The sequence below is a fragment of the Flavonifractor sp. DFI.6.63 genome (assembly GCF_024462255.1).
In the GTDB taxonomy this organism is placed as follows: Bacteria; Bacillota; Clostridia; order Oscillospirales; family Oscillospiraceae; genus Lawsonibacter_A; species Lawsonibacter_A hominis.
In genome coordinates this window covers 1-16,155 of sequence record NZ_JANGBE010000040.1, presented here as the reverse complement: position 1 = coordinate 16,155, position 16,155 = coordinate 1, and the positions used below count along the sequence as shown (strand labels likewise).

Below are 16,155 nucleotides of genomic sequence, written 5' to 3'. Positions count from 1 at the left end.
CTTGGTCTTTTTACCTTATCACATTTTCGGACAAAAGTAAACCGTTTTCGTAAAAGAAGGCCCGTTCAGAGATCCAGCATGGCCGCCATGGCCCTGACCCGGCGTTCCAGCGCCTGACCGACCAGGGGACTGTCCCGGTCGGCGTCAAAGCCGTGGTAGGAGCCGGGGACCCGCCAGAGCTGCGCAGCCACTCCGGCGCTTCGGAGCCTGCGGGCATAGGCTTCGGCCTCGTCCCGGAGGATATCAAATTCCTGGGACTCCACATAGGCGGGCGGAAGCCGGGACAAGTCCTGGGCGGACAGCGGGGAAGCGTAAGCGGCCATGTCTCCCGCGCCGCGGCGCAGATAGAGCTCCCACGCCTGGCGGTTGGCGGAGGGCGGCCAAGGGGCCGCCGGGAAGAGCCGGTGAGAGGGACAGGCCATGGTCCGGTCCAGGACGGGATAGATCAAGACCTGCCCCCGGGGGGGCGGGCCGCCCCCATCCCGGGCGAGCAGCGCAGTTCCGGCGGCCAGACAGCCTCCGGCGCTCTCGCCGTAGAGAAGGAGACGGTCCGGGTCCACGGCGCAGGGGGCGTTCCCGGCGGACAGAAATTGCAGCAGCCGGAAACAATCCAGCAGGGGCGTGGGGAAAGGGTGCTCCGGGGCCAGCCGGTATTCCGGCAGGAAGACCCGTACGCCCAGCGCGGCGGCAAACCAGGCGGCGTTTTCCAGCATCATAGGCTCCAGGGCGAACAGAAAGGCGCCTCCGTGGAAGTAGAGCACACCGGGGCGGCGCTCGGTGGCCTCGCCCGCCGCTACGCTCCAGCACGAAATGGCCGCCCTGTCCGCGCCGGGGTAGACGAAGCGGTGGACCGCCACCCCCTCCGGCGGCCGCCAGGAGCGCACCTGGGCATGCTCCCGGCGGCGAACCAGCTTCCGGCGCAATGCTTCCCCGGGGCGCCGGTAGTCCCGCGGCGGAGGTGGCGGCGCAGACAGCGCAGGATCATAGGGATACGGGCCTGGAACGATCCGGTCCATGGCACATTCCTCCCAAAACAGGATGTCAATCAAAGCATACCACAGCGCGTCTCCCGCCGCAAGACGAGCTGCAGCAGCGTTTTCCTGAAGGAGGGTGGGAACGAGGGTGGTTGATGGGAAGCTGTGAGAGGTCCTGTCAACCGGTCTCTTATCATACGCCGCCCCCGGAGGATAAGGGACAATACGGTTTTTCGGGACCAATAGGCCCGCCGGCTGCGTTATCCCCCTTGCCGGGCGGCGCCCGCCGAAGGCAATAACGCCGTCAGCGCTGATTTTGGCCGCTGGCAGGCGTATTGTCCCTTGTCCGCTGCGGGTATCGTTGCGCGATGGCTGTAATTCCAAACTGCAGCAAAAATGAAATTGTGGAGACACAACGGGGCAGGGGGTAAAGAAACCTGAAGTTTTATGAAACCCTCCGATGTGGCGCGTTATTCAGCGCCGCACCGGAGGGTTCGCTTAAGATCGGAAAGAATCGTGGCTCTGAAAAGGCGGTGCACCATGCATGTTTTGGTTCGCCGTCATGAGACGGCCGCTTTTTTCAGAACGTGCGGGGAGCATAAAAAGAAACGAATTTTATAAAAAGAAAGTTATTCGTGTTGTACTGGGGTACCAGAGACAAATTTTTTCTTCTTTCGTACCAGAGTAGATACATCGATTCCCAAAGCTTCAGCAGCCTTGTTTAGAGTGCCGTAGTCACGGATCGCCTCGGCAATAATTGCCTGCTCAAACCGGGCCACCTTTTCTTTCAGTTCGCCGGGTGTGTTCAACAGGGTCGCACCTGGCTTGTCCGATAGGTCGGAGTGCGTCTCCCAAGAGAGCAAATTCTGTTCTAGTGTCTCCCGGGTAATACAGGACTCATTGATCATGACCACGATACGTTCCAAGGTGTTTTTCAGTTCTCGGATATTTCCAGGCCAGTCATAGGCGTTTAAAAGCCGAATGGCTCGGGGCTCGAAAAACATGTGTTTGTGGTACTCCGTGTTTAGCTCACGGAGAAAGAAGTCGGCCAAGGGGAAAATATCCTCCCGCCGCTGCCGCAGAGGCGGGAGATTGAAGCTGATTACATTTAAGCGGTAGTAGAGATCGGCGCGAAAGAGCCCTGCGGCGATGCGTGCCTTCAGATCTGCGTTTGTGGCGGCAATAATTCGGAAGTTGATGGGCTTTGACTTGGTGCCCCCCAGCCGGGAGACCTGCCGATCCTGAATGACTCCAAGCAGTTTCACCTGCAGGGCTAGGGGGAGGTCTGCAATTTCATCCAAATACAGCGTACCATTATCCGCCAGCTCAATCAAGCCTGCTTTGCCTTTCTTGTTGGCACCGGTGAATGCCCCGGCCTCGTAACCAAATAGTTCGGATTCCAATAGATTGTCCGGGATGGCACCGCAGTTGACCTTAATAAACGGACCCTCCATGGTGCTGTTTTCATGAAGGTATTTCGCAAAAAAGTCCTTCCCCACCCCGGTCTCGCCGCCCAACAGCACCGGTGCGGTGATGTTGAAGATGCGCGATGCTTTTTCGAAGATATCCGACATGGCCTTGCTCTTGGTCCGGGCAATGGTGGGATTGACATAGTTGCTTTCCAGTTCTTTAACCCGGCTGCGGTAATTTTCCTGCAGCGCCTCCGACTCCTCCACTCTGCGCTGCAGTGCCAAAAGCTCAGTGACATCCCGGATGATGGAGGTTACCAAGACTTCGCCGGTCTCCAGATAGAAGGGCATAGCCGAGACCAGGCAGGATTTCCCTGTGCGGTAGTAATCCACCATACGGGTGCGTGGCTGCTTGGTTTTCAGCACTTCCAAAGTAACCGCGCGGGAGACCAAAGGAGGATCCAGTCTAATCATGGTATCCAGGTCGATGCGCCAAAACTCGTCTTCTTGGAAGCCGAGATACTTCATATGTGCGTCGTTGGCGTAAACGGGGCGCCCCTGTCCATCATAAATGCACACTCCGTCATAGATAGAATTCACGATATCAAGATAAATATTGTCTTTTGAACGTTCCAGCAACAAATTGTCCATGTTTACCTCCGGTACCAATCCCACTCAGGTGGACCTGATGTAAGTATACGCAAAAATGCATATGCAAAAATGCATATACATATTTCGCCGCAAAATGTAGCAATTGAAGGGAAAATACGAAAAGACGGCGTTTCTTGATATGCGCATATTTGCGCATAAAGAACTGACATTTGCAAAAAAATCCTTTAAATACAAGGGTTTTTACTTGGCACGGCAATTGCAATGGACTAAAGATACAAATTCTAAGTACTCATTATACATGCAAGTTTATCCTCAATCCGCCCAATTGTAAAGGGTGCTTTCTGCTGACTGGGGAGAAAATATTAGGAAAGGAGGATATCCGGCGTTTCCGACCAGAATGGCAGTGAGACAATAAATGGTCTAATGTTACGTGTATGTACAATTAAAGGAGGACGGAACAATGTTGACGCTCAAAAAAACGCTCTCTCTGGTCTTGGCCGCACTTCTGATTACCGCTCTTCTGGCCGCCTGTGGAGGAGGCACCCCCAGCAAGGCGCCTTCCGGCGGCGCAGCCGCCTCAACTCCCCCGGCGAGTGATACTTCCGCTCCCACCACTCCTGCAAACGACGAAACAGTGTACACCATGAAAGTGGCTGGTTCCGGTATTGACAACCACACGGATTACATGCTCAATCTGTTTGAGGAACTGGTCGAGAAAAAATCAGACGGGCGCATCCAGGTGGATTACTATCCTAACCTGCAGCTTGGATCTATCCGCGAGTATTACGAGGCGTGCCAGCGCGGACAGGTCCAGGCGGCGGAGGGCGGCTCGGTCATCATGTCGAACTTTACCTCCAAACTTGACTTCATGTCCCTGCCTATGCTGTTTGACAATCGTGAGGCTGTGCAGGCGTTTATGAACGGCGAGGTGGGACAGCAACTGGTGCTGGATATCGCGGAGGAGACGAACCTCTATTTGCTGATGATGTGTGAAAATGGTTTCCAGGCGCTCTCTAACAACAAACGTGAGATCCATTCTCCTGATAACATGAACGGCCTGAAAATTCGTACTCAGGAGAATCCCATCTTGCTGAAAATCTATGAGACCTTGGGCGCCGACCCTACTCCACTGGCCTACTCTGAACTGTTTACCGCATTGCAGCAGGGGACCGTGGATGGCCAGGTCAACCCCGCCGTGGTTATGGCAACCACCAACATCTGGGAAGTCCAGAAGTATGTTAGTGACACGAACCTAATGTACGACATGATATCCGTAGCCATCAACTACGACTTCTTCAAAAGCTTGCCTGAGGACCTGCAGCAGGTTGTAGTGGAGTGCGGCAGGGAGGCCTGTCAGGCCGAACTGGAGTATTGCTCCGCCGACTACCTGGGAGTGTTGGAGGAGAATGGAATGACGGTCACCCGCCTGACCGATGAAGAGCGTGCCGCATTCAAGGAGGCTGTCCAGCCCGTGTATGATTGGTTCCGTTCTGAGTATGACGAGCCTAATCTGGACAAGTACCTGGAAGCAATTGACGCCGCCAACGAGGCCACCGGCTGATTTCTGCCGGCCTGCGCTCCACCGCCTTCGTGGACGGTTGGGGCGCGGGCCACACGGAAGGATGTCATGACTTTCATATCATACTATATAATGGCGTTTGCTATGAGAAAGAGTCCGTCATGAATCAAATTATCAACAGAGTGCTCGGCTTTTTAGAGGACCAGGTGACGGCTGTATTGTTCGGAATCGTGGTCATTATTGTCTTTGTCCAGGTCATTTGCCGCGCATTGGGGATGTCCCTCCCGTGGAGTGAAGAGGTGGCCCGATATATCAATACGTGGACCGTCTATTTCGGCGCCAGCCGCTGTGTCCGCAACTCTAAGCATCTCTCAGTAGATATCCTCCCCCTGCTGCTGAAGGGGAAAGCACACAAAATCCATGCGCTGTTCATCGACGTCGTCTGTTTTGTATTCTTTGCCTACGTAGCATATTTTGGCGTGCAGGTTCTCAACGAGTTGCTTATTTTCCCCCAAAAATCTGCCGCTCTGCGCATCAATATGGTTTACTGCTATGCTGCGCCTGTGGTAGGTATGGTGATGATGGCGATTCGTACGGTTCAAAAAATGGTGGAACATGTCAAAGGGCCTGCCATTAACGAATCTACACAAGAGGAGGGCGGTGCCGCATGAGTCCTGTCGTTGTTATGTTCGTTGCCTTTGCCGTTTGCCTGGCCCTGGGAATCCCTATTGCCTGGTCAATTGGTATTCCAGTGGCCATCTACCTCGGCATGACCGGCATGTTTCAGCCGACCTATATCGCCAATACCCTATATACGGCTTGTGATACTTTCCCACTCATGGCCATACCGCTCTTCGTGCTGGCCGGGACGCTGATGGAGGGTGGGGGCCTGTCCAAGCGGCTGATCGACTTCGCCGACTCCATCTGCGGCCATATCACCGGTGGCCTGGCCGTAATTACAGTCATTACCTGCATGTTTTTCGGCGCGCTCTCTGGCTCTGCCGCTGCTACGGTGGTGGCTATTGGCTCCATTATGGTGCCCTATATGCGGAAGATGGGCTACTCCAAAGGCTTTTCCTATGCCTTGATCACTGCTTCAGGCTGCCTGGGTGTATTGATTCCACCCAGTATCCCCCTCGTGCTGTACGGTATTGCCACGAACGCATCCATCGGCAATCTGTTTTTGGGGGGCTTCGGTTCTGGGTTTGCCGTGGGAGGCGCGTTGATTATCGTAGCACTGATTATCTGCCACAAACGCGGGTATAAGGGCAACGGAATGAAGTTCTCTTTTCGACGGGTGCTGATCACCTTCAAAAATGCACTGGGCGCGCTGATGGTGCCCATCATTATCTTAGGCGGCATTTATGGCGGCATCTTTACCCCTACCGAGGCCGCAGGCGTGGCCTGTATCTATGGACTTTTTGCCGGTATCTTTCTCTATAAGGAATTGACCTTTAAAAAAATTGTGGATGGACTCATCAACTCTGTATCCACCAATGCTCAGATTCTGGTAATTGTAGGAACAGCCACCTGCCTTGCACGTATGATGACTGTGGAAAACATCCCCAGGCTGATTTCTGAGACGGTACAGAATGCTACAGATAGCAAATTTGTAGTGTTGCTGTTGATTAATGTTGTGTTGCTCATCGCCGGATGCGTCATGGATGCCTCTCCCGTCATTACCATTCTGGCCCCCATTCTCTATCCCATTGTGGCGGCCTATGGCGTTGATCCCATCCACTTTGGTGTAATGTTCATTACCAATACCACCATCGGCTATATCACGCCGCCCGTGGGCCTCAACATCTTCGTTGCGGTTGGGATGGGAGACTGTTCCCTTAGAGAATTGATACGTCCGCTGGCACCATTCTTCATAGCAATGGTCGCAGCGCTGATGCTCATTACCTATTGTCCAGATGTGGTACTGTTTATTCCAAGATTGTGCGGCTATGGGGGGTAAAAAATAACTTCCAAACCAAGACAAGCCGCGTTTTTATAACTAAAGAGTCAGGTGATAAAATGGTTAAGAATATTTCTGTTATTGGGGCAGGTGTCATGGGACATGCCATTGCTGCCGAGTTTGCCATGTACGGCCACAGGGTTGCGCTGTTTGATCAAGCAAAGACGGTCCGTGACGCTGCGCCCGACCGGATTGCAAAGGACCTGCAATTTATGGTGGACAACGGCTTCATCTCTGCCGAGCGTCGGAAGAGTACTTTGGGTAATCTCCGGGTCTGCGGATCCCTAGAGGAGGCCGGACGGGACGCCCATTTCGTAGTGGAGGCAATCGCCGAAATTGCCATCGTCAAGGCGGAACTGTTTGGAACGCTGGATACCATTTGCAGCCCTGAGACAATCTTCTGCACGAATACCTCATCTCTTTCCTTAGACTCCATTATCGGAAGATTGCCCTTGGAGCGCAGGCAGCGCTGCATTGTATGCCACTATTTTAATCCCGCCAACATCATCCCCTGCATTGAACTCTCCCTTTTTGGAGATACCACCCAGGAGACCTACGATGCTACGGCTGAGCTCTACCGCAGCGTACATAAGCATCCGATTCGAATACTGAAGGATGTGCCCGGAATGGTAGGCAACCGGCTGCAGCTGACGCTCTACCGAGAGGCGGCTTATCTTTTGGACCAGGGTGTCACTACTGCTTCCGACTTAGATGAATGCCTGAAATACGGCCCGGCATTCCGCTATGCTGCGATCGGAATGTTGGGGAGCTATGATATGAACGGCCTGTCCCTGACCCGCCATGTGGCAGACAATATCTGGCCCCACTTGTGTAACGCCACCGATACTACGGGCGGCATTATTGAGGAGATGGACAAGCAGGGAAAGGACGGTATCCGTAGCGGGGAGGGCTATTTCCAATATCCTGCAGGCCAGGAAGAATGGATTCGGGCAGAGAACACTCGCAAGCTGCTAATGCAACTGCAGGCCAGCACCAACTATTGATAGTTAGAAACAGGGAGGCCGATTATGACAAGATGCGAAGTGCTCGTACAGCGGGCACGAGAGTTGGGAAACGAGAACGAGCGCATCTACGGATTCTGTGGGCAGGCGACCATCGGTGCGGTGATGGACACCGCTGGTGGAATTGACCCTGCCGTTTACAAGGCATCCACCAGCTTGGCGGGAGGCGCCTGCTATGCCTGCAGCGCCTGTGGAGCGTATACCGGAGGTATTCTGTGCATCAGCAGCTACGCCGGGCGAGAAAGCAGCGACCGTTTAGACGAGAGTGGCCGCCGATGGACATGTAACCAGCTCTGTCGCAAGCTGTACGACAAGTTTATCGAAACCTATGGGACGATTTCCTGCGATGGTCTGCAGAGGTTCCATGTGGGGCGTACTTTCGATCTTTGGATTCAGGAAGAGAAGGACAAGTTCATTGCATTGGGCTCCCATGATACCATTTGCCCCAGCATCTGTGGAAATGCGGCCGCATGGGTAGTGGAGATTCTCTTCGATGCGGGCTATATCTCGTAGCCCCATTTTAAGATTTTGTCAAGTTTGCTCGGAAACTGTTCAGGAGATGAAGATATGACGAACAAGGTCATTTTAACTGCCGCCATTACTGGCGCGATCAATACCCCCTCCATGTCCCCCTATCTGCCTATCACCCCCCAGGAGATTATCGACTCTACCGTAGAGGCCGCCCGGGCTGGAGCCGCTGTGGTACATATCCATGTTCGTGACCCAGAGACTGGGGAGCCCACCAATGATTTGGAACTGATGCAAGAGGTCTACCACGGCATTCGTACCCGCAGTGACGTGGTGATTGGCGTAACCACTGGCGGAAAATTGGCTTCTCCACTGGAATCCCGTTTGGCTCCAGTGCCACGGCTGCGCCCGGAGCTTGCCTCCTGCAATGCAGGGACCATGAACTTTTGTGTATCCCCTGTGGTCAAAAAGCTGAGCGCGCCCAAATTTGACTGGGAGGTTCCCTTCCTGGCAGGTACTTATGACAGTTTTGCCAATAACACCTTCCACTCTATGGAAGTTTACATCAAGACTATGCAGGAAAACCACACTAAGCCAGAGTTTGAGGTGTTTGATATCGGGATGTTGCACAATATTCAGTATTTTATCTCCGCCGGGGTACTTCAGTGCCCCATCTATGTACAGTTTGTGGTAGGAGTCATGGGCGGCATTGGGGCTACCGTCCTTAACCTGACTCGGCTGTACCAGGCCGCCTGCGAGATTATCGGAAAGGACAACTTCCTCTGGTCTGTGGGGACTGCCGGGAAAGAACAGTTTAACATGGGCACCGCTGCCATATTGCTGGGGGGGAATGTTAGGATAGGCTTGGAAGACAACCTCTATTTAAAGCCGGGCGTGCTGGCTAAAACGAATGCCGAGCAGGTAGTAAAAATGCGCAAAATTGTGGAGACCTTGGATCGGGAACTGGCTACCCCGGACGAGGCGCGAGCAATCCTTGGCCTGCACGGTTGCACATACTGATTGATTCCAGCGAAGAAAGGAAGAACAACATTATGGCGAAAACAAAAAAGACCGTTATAAGCTGTGCCATTACGGGCGCACTAAATATTCCGTCTATGTCCCCCTACCTGCCCATTACTCCTGAGGAAATCGTGGAATCCGCAGTAGGGGCGGCCCAGGCAGGCGCAGCGGCGATTCATCTGCACGTACGCATACCTGAGACGGGCGAACCCTCCAACAGCGTGGAACTCATGAGTCAAGTGTACCGCAACGTGCGTTCCCGCTGCGATGCCGTATTATGTATTACCACCGGCGGAGTACTGGGTTCTCCGGTATCCGAACGGGTGGCGGCAGTACCGGTGCTTAAGCCGGAGTTGGCTTCTCTGAACGCGGGTACCATGAATTTCTGCCTAGCCCCAATTGCCAAGCATTTGGACACTCCGCGCTTTAAGTGGGAGAAGCCTTTCGTGGAGAGTACTTACGACTTGCACACCCGCAATACCTTTTCCAACATTGAGGAGTACATCCGCATCATGCAGGAAAACGGGGTCAAGCCGGAGTTTGAGTGTTTCGACATCGGCATGATTGAGACGGTGGGCTACTTTATCCGAACCGGTCTGCTGAAGACCCCAGTGTATCTGCAGTTTATCATGGGAACCATGGGTGGAATTGGTGCCAGCGTGGATAACCTGTACTTTATGTACCGGGCTGCTTGTAACATCATTGGGGAGGAGAATTTTGTTTGGTCTACCGGTGCCGGAGGAAAGGAGCAGTTCAACATGTGCACCACCGCGTTGCTGCTGGGCGGCAATGTGCGTGTGGGTATTGAGGACAATGTTTATTTAAAGAGGGGCGTACTGGCTAGAACAAATGCTGAACAGGTGGAGAAGATGAAACTCATTGTGGAGACCTTGGACCGGGACGTGGCCACCCCGGCAGAGGCACGGGAAATCCTGGGCCTGCCCCCGCTGACTTAAGGGGAGGGATAAATATGCCGTTAATGACCAGCCAGCAGTATGTGGAATCTTTGGCAAAGATGAAACGCAATATCTGGTTCCAGGGGGAAAAAATTGAGGACCCCATCAGTCATCCCATGCTCATACCTTCGCGGAAGTGCTTAGAGGAGACCTATAATATGGCGCTTATGCCTGAGTATGAGGATCTGCTCACCGCCACCAGTCACCTGACCGGCCGCAGGATCAACCGCTTTAATCACATTCACCAAAACCGGGAGGACCTGAACAAGAAGGTCAAGCTCCAGCGGCTCATGGGCCAACGTACGGGATCTTGCTTTCAGCGCTGCGTCATTATGGATATGGCCAACGCCTTTTACTCCACTACCTATGAAATCGACGAGAAGTACGGCACGGAGTATTTTGAACGTTTTAAGCAGTATATCACCTACTGTCAGGAGGAGGACCTGATCGTGGCCGGAGCGCTTACTGACGTCAAGGGAAGCCGCGGCTCAAAAATCGGTTCGGATGAGCAGGATAAGGATCTATACGTTCATGTGGTGGAGCGCCGCCCAGATGGGGTGGTGGTCAACGGGGCGAAGGCCCATCTCACTGGCATTACCAATGCCCATGATGTAGTGGTGCTTCCGACGCAGGCCATGACACCGGGGCAGGAGGATTACACTATCGCCTTTACGCTTCCGCTGGATACCCCAGGCATCACAATGATCGTAGGCCGCCAGTCCTGCGATACCCGCAAGCTGGAACCGGGCGCAGACATCGACCTAGGCAACGCGAACTATGGTGGCATTGAGGCCCTTACTGTGTTTGATCATGTCTTTGTGCCCAACGAAAATATTTTCCTCAATGGGGAGACGGAGTTTGCCGGGATGTTGGTGGAGCGCTTTGCGGGTTACCATCGCAACAGCTATGGCGGATGCAAGTCTGGTGTGGGGGATGTGGTTATCGGGGCGGCAAGCCTCATCGCCCAGTATAATGGAACTGAAAAGGCCAGCCACGTGAAGGATAAACTGGTGGAGATGACCCAACTCAACGAGCAGCTCTATTGTGCGGGCATTGCCTCCTCTGCGGAGGGATGGCAGACCAAGGCGGGCAACTACATGGTGGATTTACTGCTGGCCAACGTTTGTAAACTCAACGTCACTCGGTATCCCTATGAGATCATCCGCCTCATGGAGGATATTGCCGGCGGAATTATGGTCACCGCTCCCTCGGAGGCTGACCTGAAGAGTGGTGAGATTGGCCACTATGTGGAGAAGTACTTGGTTGGCTGCGGGGTGAAGGCTGAAGAACGGCTTCGTTGCCTGCGCCTGTGCGAGAATTTAGCCCTGGGTACTGCCGCGGTAGGCTACCGAACCGAGTCTATGCATGGGGCTGGGTCCCCTCAAGCCCAAAAAGTGATGATCACCCGCCAGGGAAATTTTGAACGAAAAAAAGCGCTTGCCAAGCGTATTGCGGGCATCAGGGGGTAGGAAGTATGGAGGAAGGCTCTGTTTTGGTGAACGTGTGGAATGGAAAGGGAGTTATTACCATAAATCGCCCCAAAGTGCTTAATGCCATTGATTGGGATACCTTTTTTAAACTCCAAACCGCCCTAGATGACCTGATTGCGCAAAAAGATGTGCGGGTGATTATCCTCACCGGTTCGGGGGAAAAGGCCTTCATTTCTGGCGGTGATATTGGAGAGGAACTGAAGATGGATGGCCTGACCTCCTACCGCTGGAGCCTCACTGGTCATAAGTTGTGTGCCACCATCGAGGCAAGCCCCAAACCGGTCATTGCAGCGGTCAATGGTTATTGCCTGGGGGGCGGATTTGAATTTGCACTGGCCTGTGACTTCCGTATCTGCTCAGAAAATGCGAAGTTTGGAGCGCCAGAATCTAAGCTGGGGGTATGTTGCGGCTTTGGCGGAAATATTCGCCTGCCCCGTATCGTGGGTAAGACCAAGGCCAAGGAGATGTTGATGACGGGCAAGATGATTGACGCCCGAGAGGCTTGGCGGATAAATCTTGTAAATGAGGTGGTTTCCCAGGAAAACCTGATGGGGGCAGTAGATGGATTCTGTGCGGAGTTGCTCAACAAGAGTGCTACCGTACTGGATTTTATTAAGCGAGCAGTGGACTACGGCACTGAGACCGACCGGAACAGCGCCGCTCAATATGAGGCGGCCCTGTTCGGGGTCATCTCGGCAACAGAGGACAAAAAGGAGGGCATGGGTGCCTTTATGGAAAAGCGCTTGCCCGTGTTCCAAGACCGGTGATATAGAAAGGCGGCGGGAAACTTGCACTGTATTGAGGCGATACTGACCCGGCGGAGCATTCGCCGGTATAGATCTGAGCCGCTGTCTGATGACGTGCTTACCCGCATCCTGGAGGCTGGGCTTTTTGCTCCGTCAGCAGTCAACCTTCAGCCCTGGTATTTAGTAGTCGTTCGCAGCCGAGAACAAATGAAACGTCTGCTTCAGGTTATGGAACAGACGGCTGCGGGAGTGGAATTCTCCCTACGGGAGCGGTTTCGTCGGGCCCCTCAGGTGGCGGAGGAGGCACTTGGGTTTATTCGATGTCTGGGCGGCGCGCCGGTATGTGTATTGGCCTTCCAGCATAAACCGGAGTACCCCAAGCAAGAAACCAGCATTGTGCAAAGTGTGGCGGCGGCTATCGAAAACATGCTGCTGGCTGCTTGGTCCTTGGGAGTAGGAAGTTGCTGGCTGACCGCACCTTTAGAGGCGGGAGTGAGTGAACAGCTCTGTCAAGTCTTTGCCCCCGGCCATGGAAAATTAGTGGCTATGGTCACGCTAGGTAATCCGGAAGGGGTGCAGACAGCGCCTAAACGAAAGGATGCGCGCTGGACGATTCTATAGGGGGTGCGCCTCCCGACCAAACCAGACTGCCTGGACCTGCCTCCATCCGCCCGGCATACCCCCGGAATGGGAGTGTGCCGGGCAGGGAAAAGGCCACACATCTTGCAATCGTATTGCTGTCAGCCCCTTGCTGTAAATACCCTACGATACGATTCAGTGTGGCCCTTTTCCTGCCCGGGACAGAAATGGGCTGCCGGCCAGAAATGCTATGAGGCAAGGGATATGATACTGCGGGAATAGCTGCAGACTGCCATGAACGGGCCACCGTGTGCACAGACAGGGTGGATGTAACGGCGGATGTGGCGAACATGCGCTGTACGGGCGTATATACAGGCTGTTTTTCAATGACTTGAATGCCAAAGAATTCTGCATGCTATTCGCCCAGAAGTAAAATGAGCCGGATTGGTGCGGCATACCGCCGGAGTAATGGTTACTGTGTGAGGAGGGAGCGTAATGGAGGAGGCCGTAAAATATTGCGGTGGCTGTAACCCGCGATACGACCGCATTATCCTGGTACGCCGTCTGGAGGCGGCGTTAGGCCACTCTTTGCTCCCGGCCCGGGCAGGAGTATATTATAAGTCGCTCTATGTGATCTGCGGTTGCACGGCACACTGCGCGGACATTTCCGCCCTGCATGTGGGACAGGTGATCTGGCTGGACCGCCTGATCGGCGCAGATGCAGACGATATCCAAGGATAAGGAGAGAATGGACAATGGACCTGAAGGAGCTGTACCGCAAAAAGAAGACCACCCCGGAGGGGGTGGCGGCACAGATTAAGTCGGGCTGGAGCTGTTGCACGGATATTGCTACTGCCGTCCCTTCCGCTATATTGGATGCCCTGGGGGTGTTGGCAGCTACCGGTGAGTTAAAGGACATAGTATTGCATACCATGCTGGATTTGGGGCCGATAAACGCCTTGACACCGGAGGCAGCCAGGGGAATTATCCCAGTATCCTGGTTTTCCGGAAGTGGGCTACGGGAGGCTGTCAACCAAGGGCGGGGAGATATTATGCCCTGCTACTACCGGGACATGCCAAGCTTGTTTAGGGGGTTTATTCCAATCGACGCTCTGCTGCTCACCGCTGCACCTATGGATGCCCACGGTTATTTCTCCATCGGCGTCACGGGGTCAAACGCCGCCGCTCTGCTGCAAAAGGCCAGGAGAATCTACTTGGAAGTCAACGCTAACCTACCACATGTACCCTCCGCGCCAGCAGTACACCTTTCTCAGGTAACTGCGCTGTGCGAGGCGGAACGGCCACTGCCGATCGCTCCGCCCGCAGTGATTGACGATATCAGTCAAATTATCGGTGGCTTCATTGCCTCTGAGGTGCCTGATGGGGCTACCCTCCAGCTTGGTATTGGGGCAATTCCTGAGGCCGTTGGACTGGCGCTGAAAGAAAAGCGTGATTTGGGGATCCATACTGAGCTGTTCACCGACAGCATGGTAGAGTTGATTGAGTGCGGTGCAGTAACCAATGAGAAAAAGCCTTTGTACCGGGGCAAATCGGTGGCCGCCTTTACCTTCGGTTCCCGGCGTATTTACGACTATGTAGGTGACAATCCGGCGTTTCTGCTTTTGCCCGTCAACGAGGTGAATGACCCTGCTGTTATAGCCCGACATCCCAACTTCATTTCCGTGAATTCTGCCCTGGAGGTGGACTTCTTTGGTCAGGTGTGCGCTGAGTCTATGGGCACACAACATGTCTCCGGTTCCGGCGGACAGGCGGATTATGTCCGGGGGGCGGTACTCTCACAGGGAGGTAAGAGCTTTATTGCCTTTCCCTCTACGGCTAGGGGTGGAGCGGTCAGTCGTATTGCACCTACCCTGACACCAGGGGCTATTGTGACCACTAGCAAAAACGACGTGGATTATGTCGTGACGGAGTATGGCGTGGCAAAGCTTCGGGGAAAGACGCTCTCTCAGCGTACACTGGCCCTGATTTCCATTGCACACCCTGCATTTCGGGAAGAGCTAACCTATCAGGCCAAAAAGCGCAACATCCTAATTTAAACGACGATATGCCTCCCGCTCCGGAAGGCAAAACTTGTTGAGGAGTGATTACAATTGTTTGAAGTGACAAAACAGCAGGAAATGTTGATTACTATGGTGCGTGAATTTTCCGAAAAGGAGATTGCCCCTCTGGCCGAGGAATTGGACTGTACCGGAAAATTTCCCGCCGAAACCACCCGAAAGATGACCGCTCTCGGCCTTTTAGGGCTAAACGTGCCCAAGAAGTATGGGGGCGTGGGTCTGACCGAAGTAGATAAGGTGCTGTGTATTATTGAGGTGGCCCGGGCCTGTTCCAGCACGGCGGAAATGTTTGCAGTTCAACTGTTGGTCAACGGTATCATTACTAATTATGGTACTGAGGAGCAGAAAAAGAAGTATCTTGGCATGACTTGCTGTGAGGGCAAACTGGGCGCCTTTGCCCTTACCGAACCCGGCGCCGGTTCCGACGCAGGCGGTCTTCAAACCACTGCCACAGAGGATGGGGATTCCTATATCCTTAACGGCTCAAAATGCTTTATCAGCAATCTGGGCCCCACCGAAGGCGAGTATGCCATTGTCATTGCCCTTACTGACAAAGTCAAGAAGACCCATGGAGGTATGACTGCTTTCCTGGTGGATCGGGATACGCCGGGTTTCATTGTAGGAAAATTGGAAGACAAGATGGGCATTCGTGGGGCTGCCGTGTCCGAGCTAATTTTAGAAGAATGCCGTGTTCCTAAGAACCAGGTGCTGGGCAAGGTAGGAAAGGGCTTCCATATTGCCATGAGCGGACTGGACAGCGGTCGTGTGGGTATCGCAGCTCAGGCCTGCGGCGAGGCCCAGGCCGCACTGGATGCGGCAATTGAGTACAGTAAGCAGCGCTCCCAGTTTGGCAGGCCGATTGCAGCGAAGCAGGGACTTCAGTGGTATCTGGCTGAGATGGCGACCAGACTGGAGGCCGCAAAGCTGCTGACTTTGAAGGCCGCCGACCTCCGGGATCGGAAGCTCCCCGCCGCCATGAACGCCTCCATGGCTAAGTTCTTCGCTGCGGAGACCGCCAATGAAATTGCTGCCAAGGCGGTGCAGATCCATGGAGGGTACGGCTATATGAAGGACTACGCGATTGAACGCATCTACCGGGACGCCCGCATCCTCACTATTTACGAGGGCACCAGCGAGGTGCAGAAGATCGTCATTTCCAAAGAATTGCTGAAATAAGCCGGAGGAGGAATCGTTTTATGAAAGCAATCGTTTGTGTCAAGCAGGTCCCGGATACCTCGGGGGTGGTGGCGGTAAAGGAAGACGGCACCATGGACCGTGCGGCAATGGCGACCATTACCAACCATGACGATCTGGCCGCGGTA

Annotated in this window: 15 protein-coding genes and 1 pseudogene; 14 read left to right on the top strand and 2 right to left on the bottom strand. The window is 54.1% G+C overall.

Annotation, left to right across the window (positions count from 1 at the left end; all coding sequences use genetic code 11):
* Positions 1 to 65: 65 nt before the first annotated feature.
* Both NE547_RS15850 and NE547_RS15845 read right to left on the bottom strand, forming a co-directional pair.
* Positions 66 to 1,016 carry an alpha/beta hydrolase gene (locus NE547_RS15850; RefSeq protein ID WP_256176412.1) on the bottom strand — a complete coding sequence of 317 codons (951 nt, stop codon included), beginning with the start codon at positions 1,014 to 1,016 and terminating at the stop codon, positions 66 to 68.
* 587 nt (positions 1,017 to 1,603) lie between these two features.
* A complete protein-coding gene (locus NE547_RS15845; RefSeq protein ID WP_256176411.1) occupies positions 1,604 to 3,034 on the bottom strand; it encodes a sigma-54-dependent Fis family transcriptional regulator in 1,431 nt (476 codons plus the stop codon).
* A 421-nt stretch (positions 3,035 to 3,455) separates the two neighbouring features.
* On the opposite strand from NE547_RS15845, the gene NE547_RS15840 reads away from it, so the two are divergent.
* From NE547_RS15840 to NE547_RS15775, 14 genes and pseudogenes are all read left to right on the top strand, one after another.
* A complete protein-coding gene (locus tag NE547_RS15840; protein ID WP_256176410.1) occupies positions 3,456 to 4,556 on the top strand; it encodes a DctP family TRAP transporter solute-binding subunit in 1,101 nt (366 codons plus the stop codon).
* A 119-nt stretch (positions 4,557 to 4,675) separates the two neighbouring features.
* Entirely contained in the window at positions 4,676 to 5,185 is a 510-nt protein-coding gene (locus NE547_RS15835; RefSeq protein WP_256176409.1) for a TRAP transporter small permease, read from the top strand.
* Positions 5,182 to 6,474, top strand: a complete 1,293-nt coding sequence (locus NE547_RS15830) for a TRAP transporter large permease (protein ID WP_256176408.1) — start codon at positions 5,182 to 5,184, stop codon at positions 6,472 to 6,474. Before NE547_RS15835 ends, NE547_RS15830 begins: the two co-directional genes overlap by 4 nt.
* Positions 6,475 to 6,533: 59 nt before the next feature.
* Entirely contained in the window at positions 6,534 to 7,478 is a 945-nt protein-coding gene (locus NE547_RS15825; protein ID WP_256176407.1) for a 3-hydroxyacyl-CoA dehydrogenase family protein, read from the top strand.
* Positions 7,479 to 7,502: 24 nt separating this feature from the next.
* Positions 7,503 to 8,009, top strand: coding sequence for a C-GCAxxG-C-C family protein (locus NE547_RS15820; protein ID WP_256176406.1), 507 nt, complete (start codon positions 7,503 to 7,505; stop codon positions 8,007 to 8,009).
* 54 nt (positions 8,010 to 8,063) lie between these two features.
* The gene (locus NE547_RS15815; RefSeq protein WP_256176405.1) at positions 8,064 to 8,984 is read left to right on the top strand and encodes a 3-keto-5-aminohexanoate cleavage protein; all 921 of its coding nucleotides are present in this window, start codon (positions 8,064 to 8,066) and stop codon (positions 8,982 to 8,984) included.
* Between the two features lie 32 nt (positions 8,985 to 9,016).
* Positions 9,017 to 9,940, top strand: coding sequence for a 3-keto-5-aminohexanoate cleavage protein (locus NE547_RS15810; RefSeq protein ID WP_256176404.1), 924 nt, complete (start codon positions 9,017 to 9,019; stop codon positions 9,938 to 9,940).
* A gap of 14 nt (positions 9,941 to 9,954) precedes the next feature.
* Positions 9,955 to 11,409: a 4-hydroxyphenylacetate 3-hydroxylase family protein gene (locus NE547_RS15805; protein WP_256176403.1), complete on the top strand. Its 1,455-nt coding sequence runs from the start codon at positions 9,955 to 9,957 to the stop codon at positions 11,407 to 11,409.
* 5 nt (positions 11,410 to 11,414) lie between these two features.
* Positions 11,415 to 12,197 carry an enoyl-CoA hydratase/isomerase family protein gene (locus NE547_RS15800; protein WP_256176402.1) on the top strand — a complete coding sequence of 261 codons (783 nt, stop codon included), beginning with the start codon at positions 11,415 to 11,417 and terminating at the stop codon, positions 12,195 to 12,197.
* A gap of 21 nt (positions 12,198 to 12,218) precedes the next feature.
* Positions 12,219 to 12,797: a nitroreductase family protein gene (locus NE547_RS15795; RefSeq protein WP_256176401.1), complete on the top strand. Its 579-nt coding sequence runs from the start codon at positions 12,219 to 12,221 to the stop codon at positions 12,795 to 12,797.
* 453 nt (positions 12,798 to 13,250) lie between these two features.
* The gene (locus NE547_RS15790; protein ID WP_256176400.1) at positions 13,251 to 13,496 is read left to right on the top strand and encodes a hypothetical protein; all 246 of its coding nucleotides are present in this window, start codon (positions 13,251 to 13,253) and stop codon (positions 13,494 to 13,496) included.
* 14 nt (positions 13,497 to 13,510) lie between these two features.
* A complete protein-coding gene (locus NE547_RS15785; RefSeq protein WP_256176399.1) occupies positions 13,511 to 14,812 on the top strand; it encodes an acetyl-CoA hydrolase/transferase family protein in 1,302 nt (433 codons plus the stop codon).
* Between the two features lie 54 nt (positions 14,813 to 14,866).
* Complete coding sequence (locus tag NE547_RS15780) at positions 14,867 to 16,009, top strand: acyl-CoA dehydrogenase family protein (protein WP_256176398.1); 1,143 nt, start codon at positions 14,867 to 14,869, stop codon at positions 16,007 to 16,009.
* 20 nt (positions 16,010 to 16,029) lie between these two features.
* A pseudogene (locus NE547_RS15775) lies at positions 16,030 to 16,155 on the top strand (electron transfer flavoprotein subunit beta); the annotation flags it as partial.

Coding starts and splice junctions, on each gene's coding strand:
- NE547_RS15845 (WP_256176411.1), bottom strand. CDS start 3,034: ATGGACAATTTGTTGCTGGAACGTTCAAAAGACAATATTTATCTTGAT.
- NE547_RS15850 (WP_256176412.1), bottom strand. CDS start 1,016: ATGGACCGGATCGTTCCAGGCCCGTATCCCTATGATCCTGCGCTGTCT.
- NE547_RS15820 (WP_256176406.1), top strand. CDS start 7,503: ATGACAAGATGCGAAGTGCTCGTACAGCGGGCACGAGAGTTGGGAAAC.
- NE547_RS15785 (WP_256176399.1), top strand. CDS start 13,511: ATGGACCTGAAGGAGCTGTACCGCAAAAAGAAGACCACCCCGGAGGGG.
- NE547_RS15805 (WP_256176403.1), top strand. CDS start 9,955: ATGCCGTTAATGACCAGCCAGCAGTATGTGGAATCTTTGGCAAAGATG.
- NE547_RS15810 (WP_256176404.1), top strand. CDS start 9,017: ATGGCGAAAACAAAAAAGACCGTTATAAGCTGTGCCATTACGGGCGCA.
- NE547_RS15825 (WP_256176407.1), top strand. CDS start 6,534: ATGGTTAAGAATATTTCTGTTATTGGGGCAGGTGTCATGGGACATGCC.
- NE547_RS15815 (WP_256176405.1), top strand. CDS start 8,064: ATGACGAACAAGGTCATTTTAACTGCCGCCATTACTGGCGCGATCAAT.
- NE547_RS15800 (WP_256176402.1), top strand. CDS start 11,415: ATGGAGGAAGGCTCTGTTTTGGTGAACGTGTGGAATGGAAAGGGAGTT.
- NE547_RS15830 (WP_256176408.1), top strand. CDS start 5,182: ATGAGTCCTGTCGTTGTTATGTTCGTTGCCTTTGCCGTTTGCCTGGCC.
- NE547_RS15835 (WP_256176409.1), top strand. CDS start 4,676: ATGAATCAAATTATCAACAGAGTGCTCGGCTTTTTAGAGGACCAGGTG.
- NE547_RS15790 (WP_256176400.1), top strand. CDS start 13,251: ATGGAGGAGGCCGTAAAATATTGCGGTGGCTGTAACCCGCGATACGAC.
- NE547_RS15840 (WP_256176410.1), top strand. CDS start 3,456: ATGTTGACGCTCAAAAAAACGCTCTCTCTGGTCTTGGCCGCACTTCTG.